The sequence below is a fragment of the Crossiella sp. NPDC003009 genome (assembly GCF_053591555.1).
On record NZ_JBSFUA010000031.1, the window covers coordinates 13,495 to 29,577 of the forward strand.

15 protein-coding genes are annotated in these 16,083 nt (G+C 71.5%); 10 read left to right on the plus strand and 5 right to left on the minus strand.

Annotated features, from left to right (window positions below; translation table 11 throughout):
- Window positions 1-10 precede the first annotated feature (10 nt).
- Window positions 11-799: a sulfite exporter TauE/SafE family protein gene (locus ACWDY5_RS27335; protein ID WP_449725021.1), complete on the minus strand. Its 789-nt coding sequence runs from the start codon at window positions 797-799 to the stop codon at window positions 11-13.
- A gap of 80 nt (window positions 800-879) precedes the next feature.
- On the opposite strand from ACWDY5_RS27335, the gene ACWDY5_RS27340 reads away from it, so the two are divergent.
- Window positions 880-1,587 (plus strand): GntR family transcriptional regulator, encoded by a 708-nt coding sequence (locus ACWDY5_RS27340; RefSeq protein WP_449725022.1) that lies wholly within the window; start codon window positions 880-882, stop codon window positions 1,585-1,587.
- Window positions 1,588-1,592: 5 nt separating this feature from the next.
- On the opposite strand, the gene ACWDY5_RS27345 is transcribed toward ACWDY5_RS27340, so the two are convergent.
- Window positions 1,593-2,189, minus strand: coding sequence for a TetR/AcrR family transcriptional regulator (locus ACWDY5_RS27345; RefSeq protein ID WP_449725023.1), 597 nt, complete (start codon window positions 2,187-2,189; stop codon window positions 1,593-1,595).
- Between the two features lie 289 nt (window positions 2,190-2,478).
- On the opposite strand from ACWDY5_RS27345, the gene ACWDY5_RS27350 reads away from it, so the two are divergent.
- From ACWDY5_RS27350 to ACWDY5_RS27380, 7 genes are all read left to right on the plus strand, one after another.
- Entirely contained in the window at window positions 2,479-5,019 is a 2,541-nt protein-coding gene (locus ACWDY5_RS27350; RefSeq protein WP_449725024.1) for a PQQ-dependent sugar dehydrogenase, read from the plus strand.
- 434 nt (window positions 5,020-5,453) lie between these two features.
- Entirely contained in the window at window positions 5,454-6,701 is a 1,248-nt protein-coding gene (gene egtA, locus ACWDY5_RS27355; RefSeq protein WP_449725094.1) for an ergothioneine biosynthesis glutamate--cysteine ligase EgtA, read from the plus strand.
- Window positions 6,698-8,044 (plus strand): ergothioneine biosynthesis protein EgtB, encoded by a 1,347-nt coding sequence (egtB, locus tag ACWDY5_RS27360; RefSeq protein WP_449725025.1) that lies wholly within the window; start codon window positions 6,698-6,700, stop codon window positions 8,042-8,044. Before egtA ends, egtB begins: the two co-directional genes overlap by 4 nt.
- A gap of 2 nt (window positions 8,045-8,046) precedes the next feature.
- The gene (egtC, locus tag ACWDY5_RS27365) at window positions 8,047-8,796 is read left to right on the plus strand and encodes an ergothioneine biosynthesis protein EgtC (protein ID WP_449725026.1); all 750 of its coding nucleotides are present in this window, start codon (window positions 8,047-8,049) and stop codon (window positions 8,794-8,796) included.
- On the plus strand, window positions 8,793-9,767 hold the full coding sequence (egtD, locus tag ACWDY5_RS27370) for an L-histidine N(alpha)-methyltransferase (RefSeq protein WP_449725027.1): 975 nt from the start codon (window positions 8,793-8,795) through the stop codon (window positions 9,765-9,767). The genes egtC and egtD overlap by 4 nt, the downstream gene beginning before the upstream one ends.
- 12 nt (window positions 9,768-9,779) lie before the next feature.
- On the plus strand, window positions 9,780-10,250 hold the full coding sequence (locus tag ACWDY5_RS27375; protein ID WP_449725028.1) for a nitroreductase family deazaflavin-dependent oxidoreductase: 471 nt from the start codon (window positions 9,780-9,782) through the stop codon (window positions 10,248-10,250).
- A gap of 39 nt (window positions 10,251-10,289) precedes the next feature.
- A complete protein-coding gene (locus ACWDY5_RS27380; protein ID WP_449725029.1) occupies window positions 10,290-11,108 on the plus strand; it encodes a hypothetical protein in 819 nt (272 codons plus the stop codon).
- Here ACWDY5_RS27380 and ACWDY5_RS27385 read toward each other — a convergent pair.
- The gene (locus tag ACWDY5_RS27385; protein ID WP_449725030.1) at window positions 11,105-11,560 is read right to left on the minus strand and encodes an SRPBCC family protein; all 456 of its coding nucleotides are present in this window, start codon (window positions 11,558-11,560) and stop codon (window positions 11,105-11,107) included. The two genes, ACWDY5_RS27380 and ACWDY5_RS27385, sit on opposite strands and share 4 nt — an antisense overlap.
- Window positions 11,561-11,580: 20 nt before the next feature.
- Window positions 11,581-12,432 carry a mycothiol conjugate amidase Mca gene (gene mca, locus ACWDY5_RS27390; protein ID WP_449725031.1) on the minus strand — a complete coding sequence of 284 codons (852 nt, stop codon included), beginning with the start codon at window positions 12,430-12,432 and terminating at the stop codon, window positions 11,581-11,583.
- 72 nt (window positions 12,433-12,504) lie between these two features.
- Between mca and ACWDY5_RS27395 the strand changes: the two genes are divergently transcribed.
- Complete coding sequence (locus ACWDY5_RS27395) at window positions 12,505-13,125, plus strand: TetR/AcrR family transcriptional regulator (protein WP_449725032.1); 621 nt, start codon at window positions 12,505-12,507, stop codon at window positions 13,123-13,125.
- 162 nt (window positions 13,126-13,287) lie between these two features.
- Here the strand turns inward: ACWDY5_RS27395 and ACWDY5_RS27400 are convergent, their stop codons facing one another.
- A complete protein-coding gene (locus ACWDY5_RS27400; RefSeq protein WP_449725033.1) occupies window positions 13,288-14,463 on the minus strand; it encodes a trans-sulfuration enzyme family protein in 1,176 nt (391 codons plus the stop codon).
- Between the two features lie 86 nt (window positions 14,464-14,549).
- Here ACWDY5_RS27400 and ACWDY5_RS27405 point away from each other — a divergent pair, with 86 nt between their 5' ends.
- A complete protein-coding gene (locus tag ACWDY5_RS27405) occupies window positions 14,550-16,001 on the plus strand; it encodes an aminotransferase-like domain-containing protein (protein ID WP_449725034.1) in 1,452 nt (483 codons plus the stop codon).
- Window positions 16,002-16,083: the final 82 nt, after the last annotated feature.

Sequence of the window (16,083 nt, forward strand, 5' to 3'; positions counted from 1 at the left end):
GGTCTGGCCTTCAGTCCTTGGTCCGCACCATCCGGTAGGCGGTGAAGGCCAGCAGCGCGGCGAACAGCAGCACCGACACCCTGGGCGGCAGCAGCAGCGCCAGCCGCACCCCGCCGTAGGCCGAGACCACCCCGGCCAGCCCGAGCAGCGTGGCCGAGCGCAGATCGGCGTTGCCGCGCTTGAGGTTCTGCACGGTGGCGGTGATCCCGGTCGGGATGACCACCAGCAGCGAGGTGCCCTTGGCCACCACGTCGCTGATGCCGAAGAGCAGGATCATGGCGGGCACCATGATGATCCCGCCGCCGACGCCGAACAGCCCGGACAGCGTGCCCACCAGCAGCCCCAGCGCCAGCATCAGCACCGCGCCGCCGACGTCCAGCTCCGCCTCGGCCAGCCGGTGCGGGGTCTCGAAACCCAGTCGCACCGCGGTGAGCAGCAGCAGCGCGGCGAAGCCGTAGCGCAGCCAGCGCACCGGCAGCACGTGCAGCAGCCAGGTGCCGATCAGCGCCCCCGCCATGGACCCGGCCGCGAGCAGGGCGGCCACCACCCAGTTGACCGAGCCCTCCATGGCGTAGCCGATGGCGCCGGTGATCGAGATGGGCACCACCGCGGCCAGCGAGGTGCCGTGCGCGAGTTTCTGGCCAAAACCAGCCAGCAGCACCAGAGCGGGCACGATGAGCACCCCGCCGCCGACCCCGAAGAGGCCGGAAAGCAGACCACTGGTCAGCCCGATGGCGAGCAGGGTGACCGGGGCCTGCCGGAGTGGGGACTGCTGGACCTGGTCTAGCTGGTCGGGCATGCGCTTCCTCGGTTTGGCGGCTGGCGGAACTGGCTACAGTATTTGTGGCGGATTGTTGATATGGCAACTAGGAGGCGCTCGTGCCCAGGCCGCGCAAAAAATCGCCGACGGCCAAGGTAACCGAGCTGCCCGGACTCAGCGCGCCGACCCCCTTGGGCAACCAGCTCTACCGCCTGCTGGAGGAGGCGATCCTGGACGGCACCCTGGCGCCGGGCCAGCGCCTGGACGCCGACGAGCTGGCCCGCCACTTCGGGGTCAGCCGGGTCCCGGTCCGGGAGACGCTGCGCGCGCTGGACGTGGCGGGCTGGATCGAGCAGCGCCCGCGCGAGGGCGCCTGCGTGCGCACCTGGTCCGCCCAGGAGGTGGTGGACCTGTTCGAGGCCAGGACCGTGCTGGAGGGCGAGATCTCGGCCAAGGCCGCGCTGCGCCGCACCGAGCCGCAGCTGACCAGGCTGACCGAGCTGGTCGCGCTGGGCAGGGAGGCGCTGGACTGCGAGGAGCCGGAACGCCTGCCCAGTATCAACGAGCACTTCCACGCCGCGATCGCGGCCTGCGCGCACAACGAGGTGCTGGCCGGCATCCGCGAGGGCCTGGCCAAACGGGTCCGGTTCTACTTCGCCGCGGTGGCCCCGGCCCGCGGCGCGGACAGCATCGCCGAGCACCAGGCCCTGGTCACCGCGATCCGCAACCGCGACGCCGGTTTGGCCGCCGAACTGGCCCGCCAGCACGTCCGCCGCACCAGGGCCGCCCTCGGCGAGCTCCTCACCGACGCGAGCCCCGGTTCCTGACCCGGCTACGGCGTCGAGCGGCGGTGCCTGCGGACGGTCTCCTCGACCAGGTCCAGCACCGGGTCCAGGTCGTCGGCCGGCAGCCCCATCGCCAGGTGGGAGACCAGGCCCTCCAGCACCAGCTCCAGGAACGCGGTCAGCACGTGCACGTCCACGTCGTCGCGCAGGTTCCCGGCCTCGCGCTGCCGTTGCAGGCGGGCACGGGTGGCCGCGGTCAGCGCCTCGGAGCGCTCGGCCCAGCGGCTGCGGAAGTCCGGGTCGGTGCGCAGCCGCCGGGATACCTCCAGCCGGGTGCCCAGCCAGTCCGCGGGGTGCTCGCCGCCCTCGTGCGACTCGTGCTTGAGCAGCTCGCGCATCACCTGCACCAGGCCCTGCTCGGCGACCACCTGGGCCATCCGGAGCGCGTCGTCCTCGGCCAGGGCCAGGAACAGCGACTCCTTGTCCCGGAAGTGGTGGAAGATGGCTCCGCGCGACAACGCGGTGGCTTCCTCCAGGCGGCGGACCGTGGCACCCTCGTAGCCATAGCGGGCGAAGCAGCTCCGCGCGCCGTCGAGGATCTGGCGGCGGCGCGCGTCGAGGTGGTCCTGGCTTACCCGTGGCACGGACTGATCGTGACAGTCCGCACCGGGCCGGTGCAAACCGTACGTACGTACTTCACAGTCCGCCGCTGATCGCAAACGCTTTCATTTCCCGCCGTCCGGCCGTTGACAGTCTCGCCGGGCGGTGGTGTCATTCGGCCGCAGGATTGGAAACTTTATTTACTCTCCCAGTTGGTCTTGTCGTACCCAGGTGAGTCCGCCAGCTCGCGCACCTCCGCCGCCCCCTGCAGACGACCGCTTCTCCGCAAGCTGTGAGGTAACCGTGGCAACGAGTCCAGCCCGGTCACGACGTGTGACCGCGGCCTCCATCGCGGTGGCGCTGGCCGCCTTCGCCGTCTCCGCCGCTCCCGCCGCCAGCGCGGCGCCCACCGACTACCAGGCCGAGGACGCCACCGTCTCCCAGGGCGTGGTGGAGTCCAACCACGCCGGGTTCACCGGACGTGGTTTCGTCAACTACGCCAACGCGGCCGGCGGCTACGTCGAGTGGACGGTCAACGCGGCCGCCGAGGGCACGCACGCCCTCACCCTGCGCTACGCCAACGGCACCGCGGCCAACCGGGCCCTGGATGTCACCGTGGACGGCGCGACCGTGGCCAACGACCTGGCCTTCGGCGGCACCGGCGCCTGGACCACCTGGGCGACCAAGAACATCACCGCCCCGCTGAAGGCGGGCGCGAACAAGATCAGGGCCACCGCGGTGACCGCCGACGGCGGCCCGAACCTGGACAAGCTGACCGTGGACAGCAGCGACACCCAGGCGCCCGGCGCGCCGCCGAACCTGCGCGCCACCGGCAAGTCGGCCACCTCGGTCTCGCTGGCCTGGGACGCGGCCAGTGACAACGTCGGCGTCACCGGCTACGACATCTACCAGCACGGCCAGTTGATGAAGAGCGTCGGCGCGGTGCTGGCGGCCACGGTGGAGAACCTGGAGCCGGACACCCTCTACGACTGGACGGTCTTCGCCAAGGACGCCGCGGGCAACGTCTCCCCGGCCTCCAACGCGGTGCCGGTGCGCACCGACGCGGCCCCGCCGGACAACGAGAAGCCCACCGTGCCCGGCGCGCTGCGCTCGCCAGGCAAGACCGCCACCAGCGTCGACCTGGCCTGGACCGCCTCCACCGACAACGTGAAGGTCACCGGCTACGAGATCCTCACCGACGGCGAGCAGACCGGCACCGCCGACGGCAACACCACCACGCACACCGCGGCGGGCTTGCAGCCAGGCAAGGCCTACACCTTCCAGGTCCGCGCCAGGGACGCCGCGGGCAACCGCTCGGACCTCTCCGCCCCGATCACGGTGACCACGGGCACCAGCGGCGGCACCGGCGTGCCAGAGCCGGGCGCGGTGAGCCAGATCGCCGGCGGCGTGGACGTGGCCTGGGGCCTGGGCTTCCTGCCCGACGGCTCCGCGCTGGTGACCGAACGGGAGACCTTCAACGTCCTGCGCGTCACCCCGTCCGGCCAGAAGACGGTGCTGGGCAAGATCCCCGGCGCGCAGAGCACCGGCGGCGAGGGCGGCGCACTGGGCCTGGAGATCTCCCCGAACTTCGCTGCCGACGGATTTGTGTACATCTACCACACGGCCAGCTCCGGCAACCAGCTCGTGCGGGCCAAGCTGACCGGCAACACCCTCTCCGGCTGGCAGACCCTGCTCGGCGGCACCCCGAAGAGCCGCTTCCACAACGGCGGCAGGCTGCGCTTCAGCCCCGACGGCAAGTACCTGTTCGTCTCCACCGGCGACGCGCAGAACGGCCCGAACGCGCAGAACCTGAACAACAACGCGGGCAAGATCCTGCGCCTGAACCCCGACGGCACCATCCCCGCCGACAACCCCTTCCCCGGCAAGGCGATCTGGAGCTACGGCCACCGCAACGTGCAGGGCCTGGACTTCGACTCCCAGGGCAGGCTGTGGGCCTCGGAGTTCGGCAACTCCCAGCAGGACGAGGTCAACCTGATCACCAAGGGCGGCAACTACGGCTGGGACAAGTGCGAAGGCACCACCAGCATCCACGGCACCGGCTGCGCGGGCACCATCCCGCCGAAGAAGACCTGGTCCACCAGCGCCGCCAGCCCCAGCGGCCTGACCATCATCAACGACCACGTCTTCGTCGCCACCACCAAGGGCGAGCGGATCTACCGGATGCGCATCGACGCCAACGCCAACCTGGTCGAGCAGAAGGTCTACTTCCAGGGCAGCTACGGCCGCCTGCGCACGGTCGAGGTGGACAAGCAGGGCGACATCTGGCTGACCACCAGCACCGACAAGGACGGCACCGCGGGCAACGACCGCATCCTGCGCATCGACGTCCAGTACTCCGGCGGCGACCCCCAGCCCGGCGACTTCAAGCTGACCAGCTCAGCCTTCGCCGACAACGCGATGATCCCCACCCGCCACACCTGCGCCGGCGACAAGGTAGCCGGCCAGGACCCCAGCCCGCCCCTGTCCTGGGGCGCGGGCACCACCGGCGCCAAGGCCTACGCGATCGTCTTCGCCGACCGGGTCAACAACGGCAACAAACTCCACTGGGCGATCTGGGACATCCCAGCCGCCACCCTGGGCCTGCCGGACAACCTCCCAGCGGGCTTCGCCGTCCCCGGCCAGGGCGGCGCCAAGCAGAAGGCCATGGGCAGCGGCGCCAACACCCAGAAGTTCTTCGGCCCCTGCCCCGGCGGCAACACCAACCCCTACACCTTCACCCTGTACGCCCAGAACACCACAACCATCCCCGGCCTGACGGCAACCTCCTCCATGGCCCAGATCGAGTCCGCGATCAAGGCCAACAGCACCGCCAACACCGTCCTGCGCGGCCGCTCCAACGCCAAGGCAGGCTGACCCACAATTGACCGAAAACCGCTGCCGGGGCGAGGAACTTCACCCCGCCCTGGCAGCGGCAACACCAATTTCGCATCCGGAAAGCCTCGCCCCAAGGCCGGAACCAAGAACGAAGTAAAGCCGCAGGTAGAAACACGAACAGCGAACCGCCAAAATCGTCAGCGCAACACAACCAACAGCGTGGCGGTGGATTTCTTGATTTTGTTTGGGGGGAGGCCATCCCATAAGCTAGCCCAGCGATTGGGCAGGCCTCACCAGCCTGCCCCTTCAGCCCAATCAGGGATGGCCTAGGGGCCCCATACCAAATCAAGAAATCCACCGCGCCCCAGCGACACCCCAGCGCCCCCGGCCGGCAACCAGAACGACGGAGTGCGAGGTTCACCTTCGCCGTGTAGCTTCGGATGTCGGTCGATCACAAGGGGTGATCAAAAGTGCTGTCGTCCGATACAACAACGTTCGCCGAACCGCAAGCCCAACCGCTCCACGACCGAGCGGAAGCAGAGGCATATGTCGCTTCTGTCTGCTTCAAAACCGGCCCACCCGCCCTCGTCGGCGTCGAGCTGGAATGGACCGTGCACCACACGGACCACCCTCGCCGCCCACTCACCACCGACACGCTCCGTAACGCTCTGGGCACCCACGCGCCGCCCCTCCTGGCGCCGGACAGCCCGCACCACCCGCTCCCGAACGGCTCCCTGATCACCGTCGAACCCGGTGGCCAGGTCGAGATCTCCACCCAACCGGCGCCGAGCCTGGCGGGCCTGCTGCCCGTGGCCACCGCCGACATCGCCTACCTCGTCGAACTCCTCCGCTCGGCCGGTCTCCGGCTGGGCAAGCACGGCATCGACGCGCACCGGCTACCGAACCGCCTGCTCCAGGTCCCGCGCTACGCGGCGATGGAGTCCGCGTTCAACCGGCGTGGCCCGGACGGCCGGACCATGATGTGCAGCACCGCCGGACTCCAGGTGTGCGTGGACGCGGGTGAACCCGGCCGGGTCGCCACCCGCTGGGCCACCGCACACGCGCTGGGACCGCTGATGCTGGCGGCCTTCGCCAACTCCGCCGAGTTCGCCGGGCGCCGCACCGGCTGGGCCTCGGCCCGGATGCGCGCCCTGTTCGGCACCGACCCCAACCGCACCCGCGCGGGCGAGGTCAGCGAGGACCCCGGCGGCGACTGGGCGCGGCGGGTGATGGACACGCCGGTGATCTGCCTGCGGCGTCCGGGAACCTGCTGGGACGCCCCGCCGGGCCTGACCTTCGGCGCGTGGGCCGACGGCGCGCTGGACCGCCGTCCGACCACCGACGACCTGGACTACCACCTCACCACCATGTTCCCGCCGGTCCGCCCGCGCGGGTATCTCGAGATCCGCTACCTGGACACCCAGCCGACCGGCGAATGGGTGGTCCCGGTGGCGCTGCTGCTCGCCCTGTTCCACCGCGAGTCCACAGTGGACAGCGCGCTGGACGCGGTCAGCGCGGCCGCCGACCGCTGGCACGAGGCGGCACGGCACGGGCTGACCGATCCGGTGCTGGCCATGGTGGCGCCACAGGTCTTCGACCTGGCGCTGCGCGCGTTGCCCGAGCTCGGGCTGCCAGCCGCCACCGCGGCGCTGGTCGAGGAGACAGTGGGATACCTGTTGGCCGGCCGTGCTCCGGTCGGCGCCGCCGAGGAGCTGGCATGACCATCAACCCGACTGAGCTGCCCATCGAGAAGCTACGCGGATCCGTCGGCGAGGCGTTACAGCGCGCCCGCGCCCGCAGCACCACCCTGACCAACGCCGTCGACGAGTCCGACCTGGTAAAGCAGCACTCAAAACTGATGTCCCCGCTGATCTGGGACCTGGCGCACATCGGCAACCAGGAAGAGCTCTGGCTGGTCCGCGACGTCGGCGGCCGCGAGCCGGTCCGCTCCGACATCGACGAGCTCTACGACGCCTTCAAACACCCGCGCGCGGGCCGCCCGGAGCTCCCGCTGCTCAACCCGCGCGAGGCCCGGACCTATGTGCGCGAGGTCCGGGAGAAGGTCCTGGACGTGCTGGACACCTCCCCGCTGGAGGGCGGGCGGCTCCTCGACGGCGCGTTCGCCTTCGGCATGATCGCCCAGCACGAGCAGCAGCACGACGAGACCATGCTGGCCACCCACCAGCTCCGCGTCGGCGCGGCCGCCCTGCACGCCCCGCCACCACCGGACCCACCGTCCGATGTGGACAAACTACCCGCCGAGGTGCTCATCCCGGGCGGCCGCTTCGAGATGGGCACCTCCACCGAGGCGTGGGCGCTGGACAACGAACGACCGGCGCACACCGTGCACGTGGACCCGTTCTTCCTGGACACCACCCCGGTCACCAACGGCGCCTACCGCGAGTTCATCGCCGACGGCGGCTACGAGGACCAGCGTTGGTGGACCGAGGCGGGCTGGGCACACCGCCAGCGCGCCGGCCTCTCCGCCCCGCTGTTCTGGCGCGCCGACGGCCACCACGGCTGGCTGCGCCGCCGCTTCGGCGTGCTGGAGACGTTGCCGGACAACGAACCGGTGGTGCACGTCAGTTTCCACGAGGCCAAGGCATATGCCACCTGGGCGGGCAAGCGGCTGCCGACCGAGCCGGAGTGGGAGAAGGCGGCCCGCTTCGACCCGGCCACCGGCCGCTCCCGCCGCTATCCCTGGGGCGATGAGGATCCCGGGCCCGAGCACGCCAACCTCGGCCAGCGGCACCTGCGGCCCGCGCCCGCCGGGTCCTATCCGGACGGGGCCTCCCCGCTGGGCGTGCGGCAGCTGATCGGCGATGTCTGGGAGTGGGTGGACAGCGACTTCCGGCCCTATCCCGGTTTCGCCGCCTTCCCCTACCAGGAGTACTCCGAGGTCTTCTTCGGCGGTGACTACAAGATGCTGCGCGGCGGCAGCTTCGGCACCGACCAGGTCGCGGTGCGCGGCACCTTCCGCAACTGGGACCACCCGATCCGCAGACAGATCTTCAGCGGGTTCAGGTGCGCACGCGATGTCCGCCAAGGGGAAGTGGACCGCTAGGCGTGTGCCGCCATCTGGCTTACCTTGGCCCCGCCATGCCCTTGGTCGACCTGGTGCTGACCCCGCCGCACTCGCTGCTGCGGCAGTCCTGGGCGCCCGCGGACATGCGCGGCGGCGGCACGGTCAACGCCGACGGCTACGGCGTCGGCTGGTACCCCACGCCCGGCGCCGACCCGGTCCGGCACCGCAGTGACCGTCCACTGTGGACGGACACTGCGTTCGCGTCCTGGGCGGGTGCGGTGTCCTCTGGTGCGGTGCTGGCAGCGGTGCGCTCGGCCACCGTCGGCATGCCGGTGACCGAGACCGCCAGTGCCCCGTTCGCCGACGGGCGCTGGCTGTTCAGCCACAACGGCCGGGTCACCGGCTGGCCGCACTCACTGGCCGCGCTGGCCGGGGCGCTGCCGGTGACCGACCTGATGACCCTGGACGCCGCGACCGACTCGGCCCTGCTGTGGGCCGTGCTGCGCAACCGGCTGCGCGCGGGCGAACCCGCCGCGGCCGCGGTCGCCGACCTGGTCCGGACGGTGGCGGAGGCCGCCCCGGACTCCAGGCTCAACCTCCTGCTGACCGATGGCACGAGCATCGTGGCCACCACCTGGTGGCATTCGCTGTCCGTGCGCCACACGGGAAGTTCCGTGATCGTCGCCTCGGAACCCTCTGATGAGCGCGACTGGCAGCCGGTTCCCGACCGGCACCTGGTGGTAGCCACTCCGTCCACTCTGGACACGACTCCCCTAGAGGATCTTCGATGACCCTGCCCGTGCTCGACATCCACCTGACCGAGAACGACGCGGCCACCGCGCTGCGCGCCGATGTCCTCAGTGGACTGACCGCCAACCCGAAAACGTTGCCGCCCAAGTGGTTCTACGACGAACGCGGCAGCGAGCTGTTCGAGCAGATCACCGAGCTGCCCGAGTACTACCCGACAGGGGCCGAACGCGAGGTGCTGACCGCGGTCGCGGACGAGATCGCCGCCACCACCGGCGCGGAGACCATGGTCGAGCTCGGCTCCGGCTCCTCGGCCAAGACCAGACTGCTGCTGGACGCCTTGCGCGCCAATGGTTCCCTGCGCCGGTTCATCCCGCTGGACGTCTCCGCCGCCGCCCTGGTCCAGTCCACCCAGGCGCTGACCGAGGACTACCCCGGCTTGGAGATCCGCGGCGTGGTCGGCGACTTCACCCGCCACCTGGACCAGCTCCCGGTCGGAGGCAGGCGGCTGGTCGCCTTCCTGGGCGGCACCATCGGCAACCTGCTGCCCGCCGAACGCGCCGAGTTCTTCGCCGGCGTCCGCGCCACCCTCAAGCCGGGGGAGTGGCTGCTGCTGGGCACCGACCTGGTCAAGGACCCGGACACGCTGGTGCGGGCCTACGACGACAGCCAGGGCGTGACCGCGGAGTTCAACCGCAACGTGCTGCGGGTGCTCAACCGGGAGCTGGCGGCGGACTTCGAGGTGGAGGCCTTCGAGCACGTCGCGGTGTGGGACGAGGACTGGGAGTGGATCGAGATGCGGCTGCGCGCCACCAAGGCGATGAGTGTGCGGGTCGAGGAACTGGGCCTGGAGGTCAAGTTCGACGCGGGGGAGGAGCTGCGCACTGAGGTCTCGGCCAAGTTCCGCCAGTCCGGTGTCCGCCGCGAGCTCGCCGCGACAGGCTTCGACCTGCGCAAATGGTGGACCGACCCGGCCGGTAGGTTCGGGGTCTCGCTCGCCCGCGCGGAGGGGTAATAAGGTCTAAACATGAATCTTGTTCGCAACCTGACGGTCAAACTCGGCCGCCAGGAGTGGTTCGCCAAGCTCGGCCGCAAGCTGGTCCCCCTGGACGTCAAGATCCAGCAGCGCACCAAGGGCAAGATCAGCGTGTCCGAGCTGCTCGGCCTGCCCGCGCTGCTGCTGACCACCACCGGCCGCAAGAGCGGTCAGCCGAGGTCGGTGCCGCTGCTGTTCGTGCCCTACGGCGAGGAGTTCATCGTCACCGGCTCGAACTGGGGCCAGCAGCAGCACCCGGCCTGGTCGGCGAACCTGCTGGCGAACCCCGACGCGCAGATCACCCTGCGCGCCAAGCAGTTCCCGGTGACCGGCCGCCTGGTCACCGGCGAGGAGCGCGCCAAGGTCTGGTCCGAGATCGTCAAGGTCTGGCCCGCCTACGACACCTACGCCGAACGCGCGGGCGACCGGGAGATCCGCGTCTTCCTGCTCCGGAAGAAGTAGCGGGACCCCTCCCGGCCCGCCCACGGTCCACTCCACCCCGTGGCCGCACCCCCGTCCCCGCCCCGCAAGCTCTGGCTGCTGGCGGGAGCGGGGGTGCTGGCGGCGACCGCGCTGGTGGTAGTCCCGTTGCTGCGCAGGGGAAACCCGATCGAGGACGTGGCCACCGCGGTCGCCGAGGCGATGACCGACTACGACGAGCTCGCCTTCGCCGCGCAGCTGTGCCCCGTGACGCCCCGCCCAAAGTGGCCGGCCGCTGAGCTGGCCGCCGCGCCCGGGGTGCCGGTCGAAGTGCTGACCGTCGAAGGCCTCGCCGTCCGCTCGACTGCTGCTGCCACCCGGTCCGCCACCGCTCCCGCGCGGCCCGGTACCGAGCCCACCCAGCCCACCACCACCCCGGCTCAGCCGACCGCCACTTCCGCCCAGCCCACCGCCGCTTCAGCTCACCCAATCGCCACTTCCGCGCGGCCCGGTGCCGAGCCCGCCCAGCCGACCGCCACTTCCGCGCGGCCCGGTGCCGAGCCCGCCCAGGCGACCGCCGCTCTCGTTCGGCCCGGTGCCGAGCCCGCCCATGCGACCGCCGCTCTCGTTCGGCCCACTGCCGGCCTCCCTTGGCCGACTACCGTTCCTGCCCAGCCCACCGCCGGCCCAGCTCACCCGACCGCCACTTCCGTCCGGCCCACCACCGCTTCAGCCCAGCCGACCGGCACGCCCGCCGACTCCGCTCGCCCCGCCCCCGACCCCGCGGTGCCAACCGCCGTCCTGGCCCTCGGCACCACCCGCTTCACCCTGCACATCGACCGCGCCGGCTTCGACCGCCCCTGCGTCCTCGCCCTGCACCGCGCCCCCGCGCCCGGCTAAACCCTGCCCTCCAGGTACCGCTTCGCCAGCCGGACCTCCTCCGCCACCTCCCCGGTCACCTTGCGGCGCAGCACCGGTTCCAGCCAGCGCAGCCACGGCCGGAAGTGGAAGTTCAGCGTCCGCGTCAGCCGGGTCCCGCCATCGACCGGGGTGCACACGAAGCTCGCGTCGAAATCCGAGAACAGCCGGGTCAGCCGGTTGGCGGGGGCGGATGCCAGGCGGACGTCGACCCGTTCGCCGGGGGTGCGGCGCATCTGGGACACGGTGGGCGGCACCGGCAGGCCGGCGAGGCGGGACCGGAAGGCGAACTCGGTCAGGTCGCCGTCGCGGCGCATCCACACCACGGGGCGGATCTTGCGGTCGACCTCGGCGTAGCGCCGGGCGTCCATGACGAACTCGAGCAGTTCGTCCGGGGTGCAGCCGATCGTCTCGGTGACCTCGATAGTGAGCATGTAGCCACGCTACCCATGACTCAGGCCCGTAGTCCGGCGAACAGGTCCGACTCCGGGATGGTCGTCGGCACTCTGGACCAGGCCAGGTGGTAGTCCTCGGTGGGCCAGACCTCGCGTTCCAGGTCCCTGGGGTGGGCGAAGAACGGGTGGGCGGGGTCGGACTGGGTGGCGTGCGCGCGCAGGGCCCGGTCCCTGGTGGCGAAGTGCTCGGGGCAGTGGATCTTGGTGGTGATCGGGTGCGGTGGGTCGGGCGGGAGTTCGGCGAGCACCTCGCCCATCGCCGAGTCCCGGCCGCTGGCGAGGATGGCCTCGTGCAGGGCCTGGAACCAGGCTCGGCTGAGTCCGGCGTGGTAGTAGAGCTTGCTGGGCTGCCAAGGGGGTCCGGCTTCCGGGTACTGGGTCGCATCGGGTGCGGCGGCCATCGCGGCGAGGGTGACCTCGTGGGTGCGCAGGTGGTCGGGGTGCGGGTAGCCGCCGGTCTCGTCGTAGGTGAGCACGACGTGGGGGCGGAACGCGCGGATCTGGCGGACCAGAGCCGCGGTGATCTCGGTGAGGGGGCGGGTGGCGAAGCAGTCTCGGGGGAGTTCTTCGCCGTTGGCGGGCAGGCCGGAGTCGGGGAAGCCGAGGAAGTGCTGGCGGACGCCCAGGATCCGGGCGGCCTCGGCCATCTCCCGTCGCCGGATCGCCGGCAGGTCGGCGCGCACCTCGGGGCGGTCCAGCGCCGGGTTCAGCACGTCGCCGCGTTCGCCGCCGGTGCAGGTGACCACCAGGATCTCCACGCCGAGGCTCGCGTAGTGCGCCAGCGTGGCCGCGCCCTTGCTGGACTCGTCATCGGGATGGGCGTGCACGGACAGCAAGCGGAAGTTGGGCATGACCTAAACTTAGGTCCGACCTATCGATGGGTCAAACCTATTAGTAGGTCCGACCTAAGCTATCCTGGGCGCATGGGACTGCGGGAGCAGAAGAAGCGGGAGACCCGGCAGGCCATCTCGGACCTGGCCACCCGGCTGTTCATCGAGCGCGGCTTCGAGGCGGTCACCATCGCCGAGGTCGCCGCCGCGGCCAAGGTGGCCAAGATGACCGTGACCAACCACTTCCCACGCAAGGAAGACCTGGTCCTGGACATCCACGCCGAACTGGCCAGCAGCCTGGCCAACACGGTCCGGACCAGGGCCAAGGGCGTCTCGGCCTGGGCGGCCCTGCGGGCGGCGTACCTGGCCGCCATCCCGCGTCACGACCCGCTGCTCGGCTTCGCCGAACCGGCCTTCATCTGGATGATCAACGACTCGCCGACCCTGCTGGCCCGCCTGCGCGAGTTGCACGAGGCCCGCGAACACGCGCTGGCCGCCACCCTGGCCGCCGAGGAGACCGCGGCCGACGACTTCCTGGTCCGCGCCGTGGCCGGACAGCTGGCCGGCGCGCACCGGGTGCTGTTCGAGGACGCCTTCCGCGCCATCCAGGCCGGGGTCAGCCACGAGGAGCTGGCCGAACGCCTGCTGGTGACGGGGCGGGCGGTGTTCGAGCTGCTCCGGCCGTCGATCGGTGACTTCGCGCCGCGCAAGTGAGGCTGCGGCGCGGGTGACGGCGCGGCGCGGGTGGCGTTCCCGGGCAGTGCGACGGGCGGTGCGCCGCCGCGGGAACGTCACCCATCGGGCATCCGATGACCCCCAGTGGGGTTCGCCGGCACCGGACGCCCAGTCTCGTGGAAAGGATCAGCGCCTAGCGGCTCACACCGGCAGTGCCTGCTCGATGTCCGACCACAGGTCCTCGACGTGCTCGATCCCCACCGACAGCCGCACCATCCCGGCCCCGATGCCGGCCGCCGCCAGCTCCTCCTCGTTCAGCTGCCGGTGCGAGGTGCTGGCCGGGTGCAGCACCGTGGTCTCCACCCCGCCCAGCGAGGCCGCCAGCTGCACCACCCGCACTCCCTTGCTGAACGCGTGCCCGGCCTCCCGCCCACCGGCCAGCTCGAAGGCGATCATCCCGCCGAAGTCGGACAGCAGCCGCGTGGCCACCCCGTGGTCCGGGTGTGAGACCAATCCCGGCCAGTGCACCGCGGTGACCGCCGGGTGCTCCGCGAGTCGTTCGGCGAGCACGGCGGCGTTCGCGCAGTGCTGGCGCATCCGGACCGGCAGGGTCTGGATGCCGCGGATGGTCAGCCAGGCGGCGAAGGGATCGGCCATCGCGCCCAGTTCCATGGCGTGGTGCCAGAGCTTGCGGTGCACGTCCTCGTCGGCGAAGGCCAGGATGCCGCCGGTGACGTCGCTGTGGCCGCCCAGGTACTTGGTGGCCGAGTGCAGCACGATGTCCGCCCCGTGCGCCAGGGGTTGGCACAGCAGCGGGGTGGCGAAGGTGTTGTCCACGATGGTGGTCAGGCCCGCTGCCTTGCCCTCGGCCAGGAAGGCCGGCAGGTCGATGACCCTGGTGACCGGGTTGGCGATGGTTTCCAGGTACAGCAGGCGGGTGTTGGGGCGCACGGCGGTGGCGACCTCGGCGGGGTCGTCACCGGGGATGTAGGTGACCTCGATGCCGAAGCGGGCGGTCAGGTCGGCCAGGGTGGCGAAGGTGCCGCCGTAGAGGCACCGTTGCGCGATCACGTGGTCTCCGCTGCGCAGCAGGCCGAGCAGGGCGGAGTTGATCGCGCCCATGCCGGAGGCGGTGGACACCGCGCCGACCCCGCCCTCCAGCGCGGCGACCGTCTCCTCAAGGGCCCTGGTGGTCGGGTTGGCGTAGCGGCTGTAGACGAAGCCGGTTTCCGGGGAGTCCAGTGCGGCGGCCAGCGCGTCGGGGTCGTCGAAGGCGAAGTTGGACGCCTGGTAGATCGGCACGCTGATGGGGCGCGAGTTCGGCAGCGCCGGGGCGGTGATGTGGACGGCTCGGGTCTCGGGGCGCGTGGACGTCATGCGTTTCAGCCTGCTCGGGCAACAGGGGCGGGGACAGCGCCAATCCCGGGTAGATTGGTTTGCCTATGGAGCCAATACCTTGGCCGGTGGACCGGCTCGTCGCACAGCTGGGCCGCTGGTCGGCCGGGCGCGGTCCGCTGTACCTGCTGCTCGCCGAGCGGCTGCGCCAGCTCATCGACTCCGGCCAGCTGCCCCCGCGCGCCACGCTGCCGCCGGACCGCACCCTGGCCGAGCGGCTCGCCGTCGGCCGCACCACGGTGGTCGCCGCCTACGACCGGCTGCGCCAGGAACGCAAGCTGGAACGGCACCAGGGCCGGGGCACCTGGGTCGCGCCCGCGGTGCTCTCCGGCTGGCGCGGCGCCCAGATCGCCCCGGCCAGCCCGCTGTTCCTGAACTACCTGGAACCGCTCGACGACGTGCTGCCGCTGGCCTGCGCCGCCCCGCACGGCCCGCCGCCGGAGCTGGCCGCGGCCTACCAGCGCGCGCTGCCGATGCTGCCCGAGCTGGACAGCGGCGACATCGGCTACCACCCGCTGGGCCACCCCGTGCTGCGCGCCGCGCTCGCCGAGCGGCACACCAGCCGCGGCCTGCCCACCGACCCCGGCCAGATCCTGGTCACCACCGGCGGCCAGCAGGCGCTGGCGCTGCTCGCCCGGCTGTTCTTGGAGCCCGGCGACCAGGTGCTGGTGCAGGCCCCCACCTACCCCGGCGCGCTGGAGCTGTTCCGGGAGGCCGCCGCGCTGGTCCGCGCCGCGCCGACCGGGCCGGACGGCCTGGACGTGGCCGCGTGGACCGCCGCGGTGGCCGCTGAGCGCCCCGGCCTGGCCTATCTCAACCCCACCCACCACAACCCGACCGGCGCCACCGTGCCCACGCTGGCCCGCCGCCGGATCGCCGAGGTGGCCGCCGAGCACGGCGTGCCGCTGATCGAGGACGACATCCTGGCCGGGCTTTCCCTTGACGGCAGTGAGGATCCGCCGAACCTGGCCTCCTTCGCCCCGCCCGGCGCGGTGATCACCGTCGGCTCGCTGAGCAAGGTGGTCTGGGGCGGCATGCGGGTGGGCTGGATCAGGGCCGCGGAGGGCCAGATCGCCCAGCTGTCCCGGATCAAGTCCATCCACGACCTGGGCAGCGCGGTGCTGGAACAGCTCGCCGCCGCCGAGCTGCTGCCCGCGCTGCCGGAGATCGCGGCCCGCCGCGGCGCGCAGCTGCGGGCCCGGCACGACCACCTGTGCGCCCAGCTGGCCGAGCAGCTGCCCGGCTGGCGGTTCCGGCGTGCCGGTGGCGGGCAGTGCCTGTGGGTGCGGCTGCCGGGCTGCGACGCCTCGGCTTACGCGCAGGTCGCGCTGCGGCACGGGGTCGCGGTGCTGCCGGGGGACGCGCTGGCCACCGACGGCAGCGGCGCGGACCACCTGCGTATCCCGTTCACCGCCCCGCCGGAGCAGCTGACCGAGAGCGTCACCCGGTTGGCCGCGGCCTGGCGGGCCTACCGGCGAACGGGGCACAGCCCGGCCGCGGTCCATGCGATGGTCGTGTGATCTGGGTCGGTTAACCCTGCGTTCGGCCCTTGTTCCGACTCGGGCTTGTACCCATCTATGTTGATGTTCCTAACATCCGCTC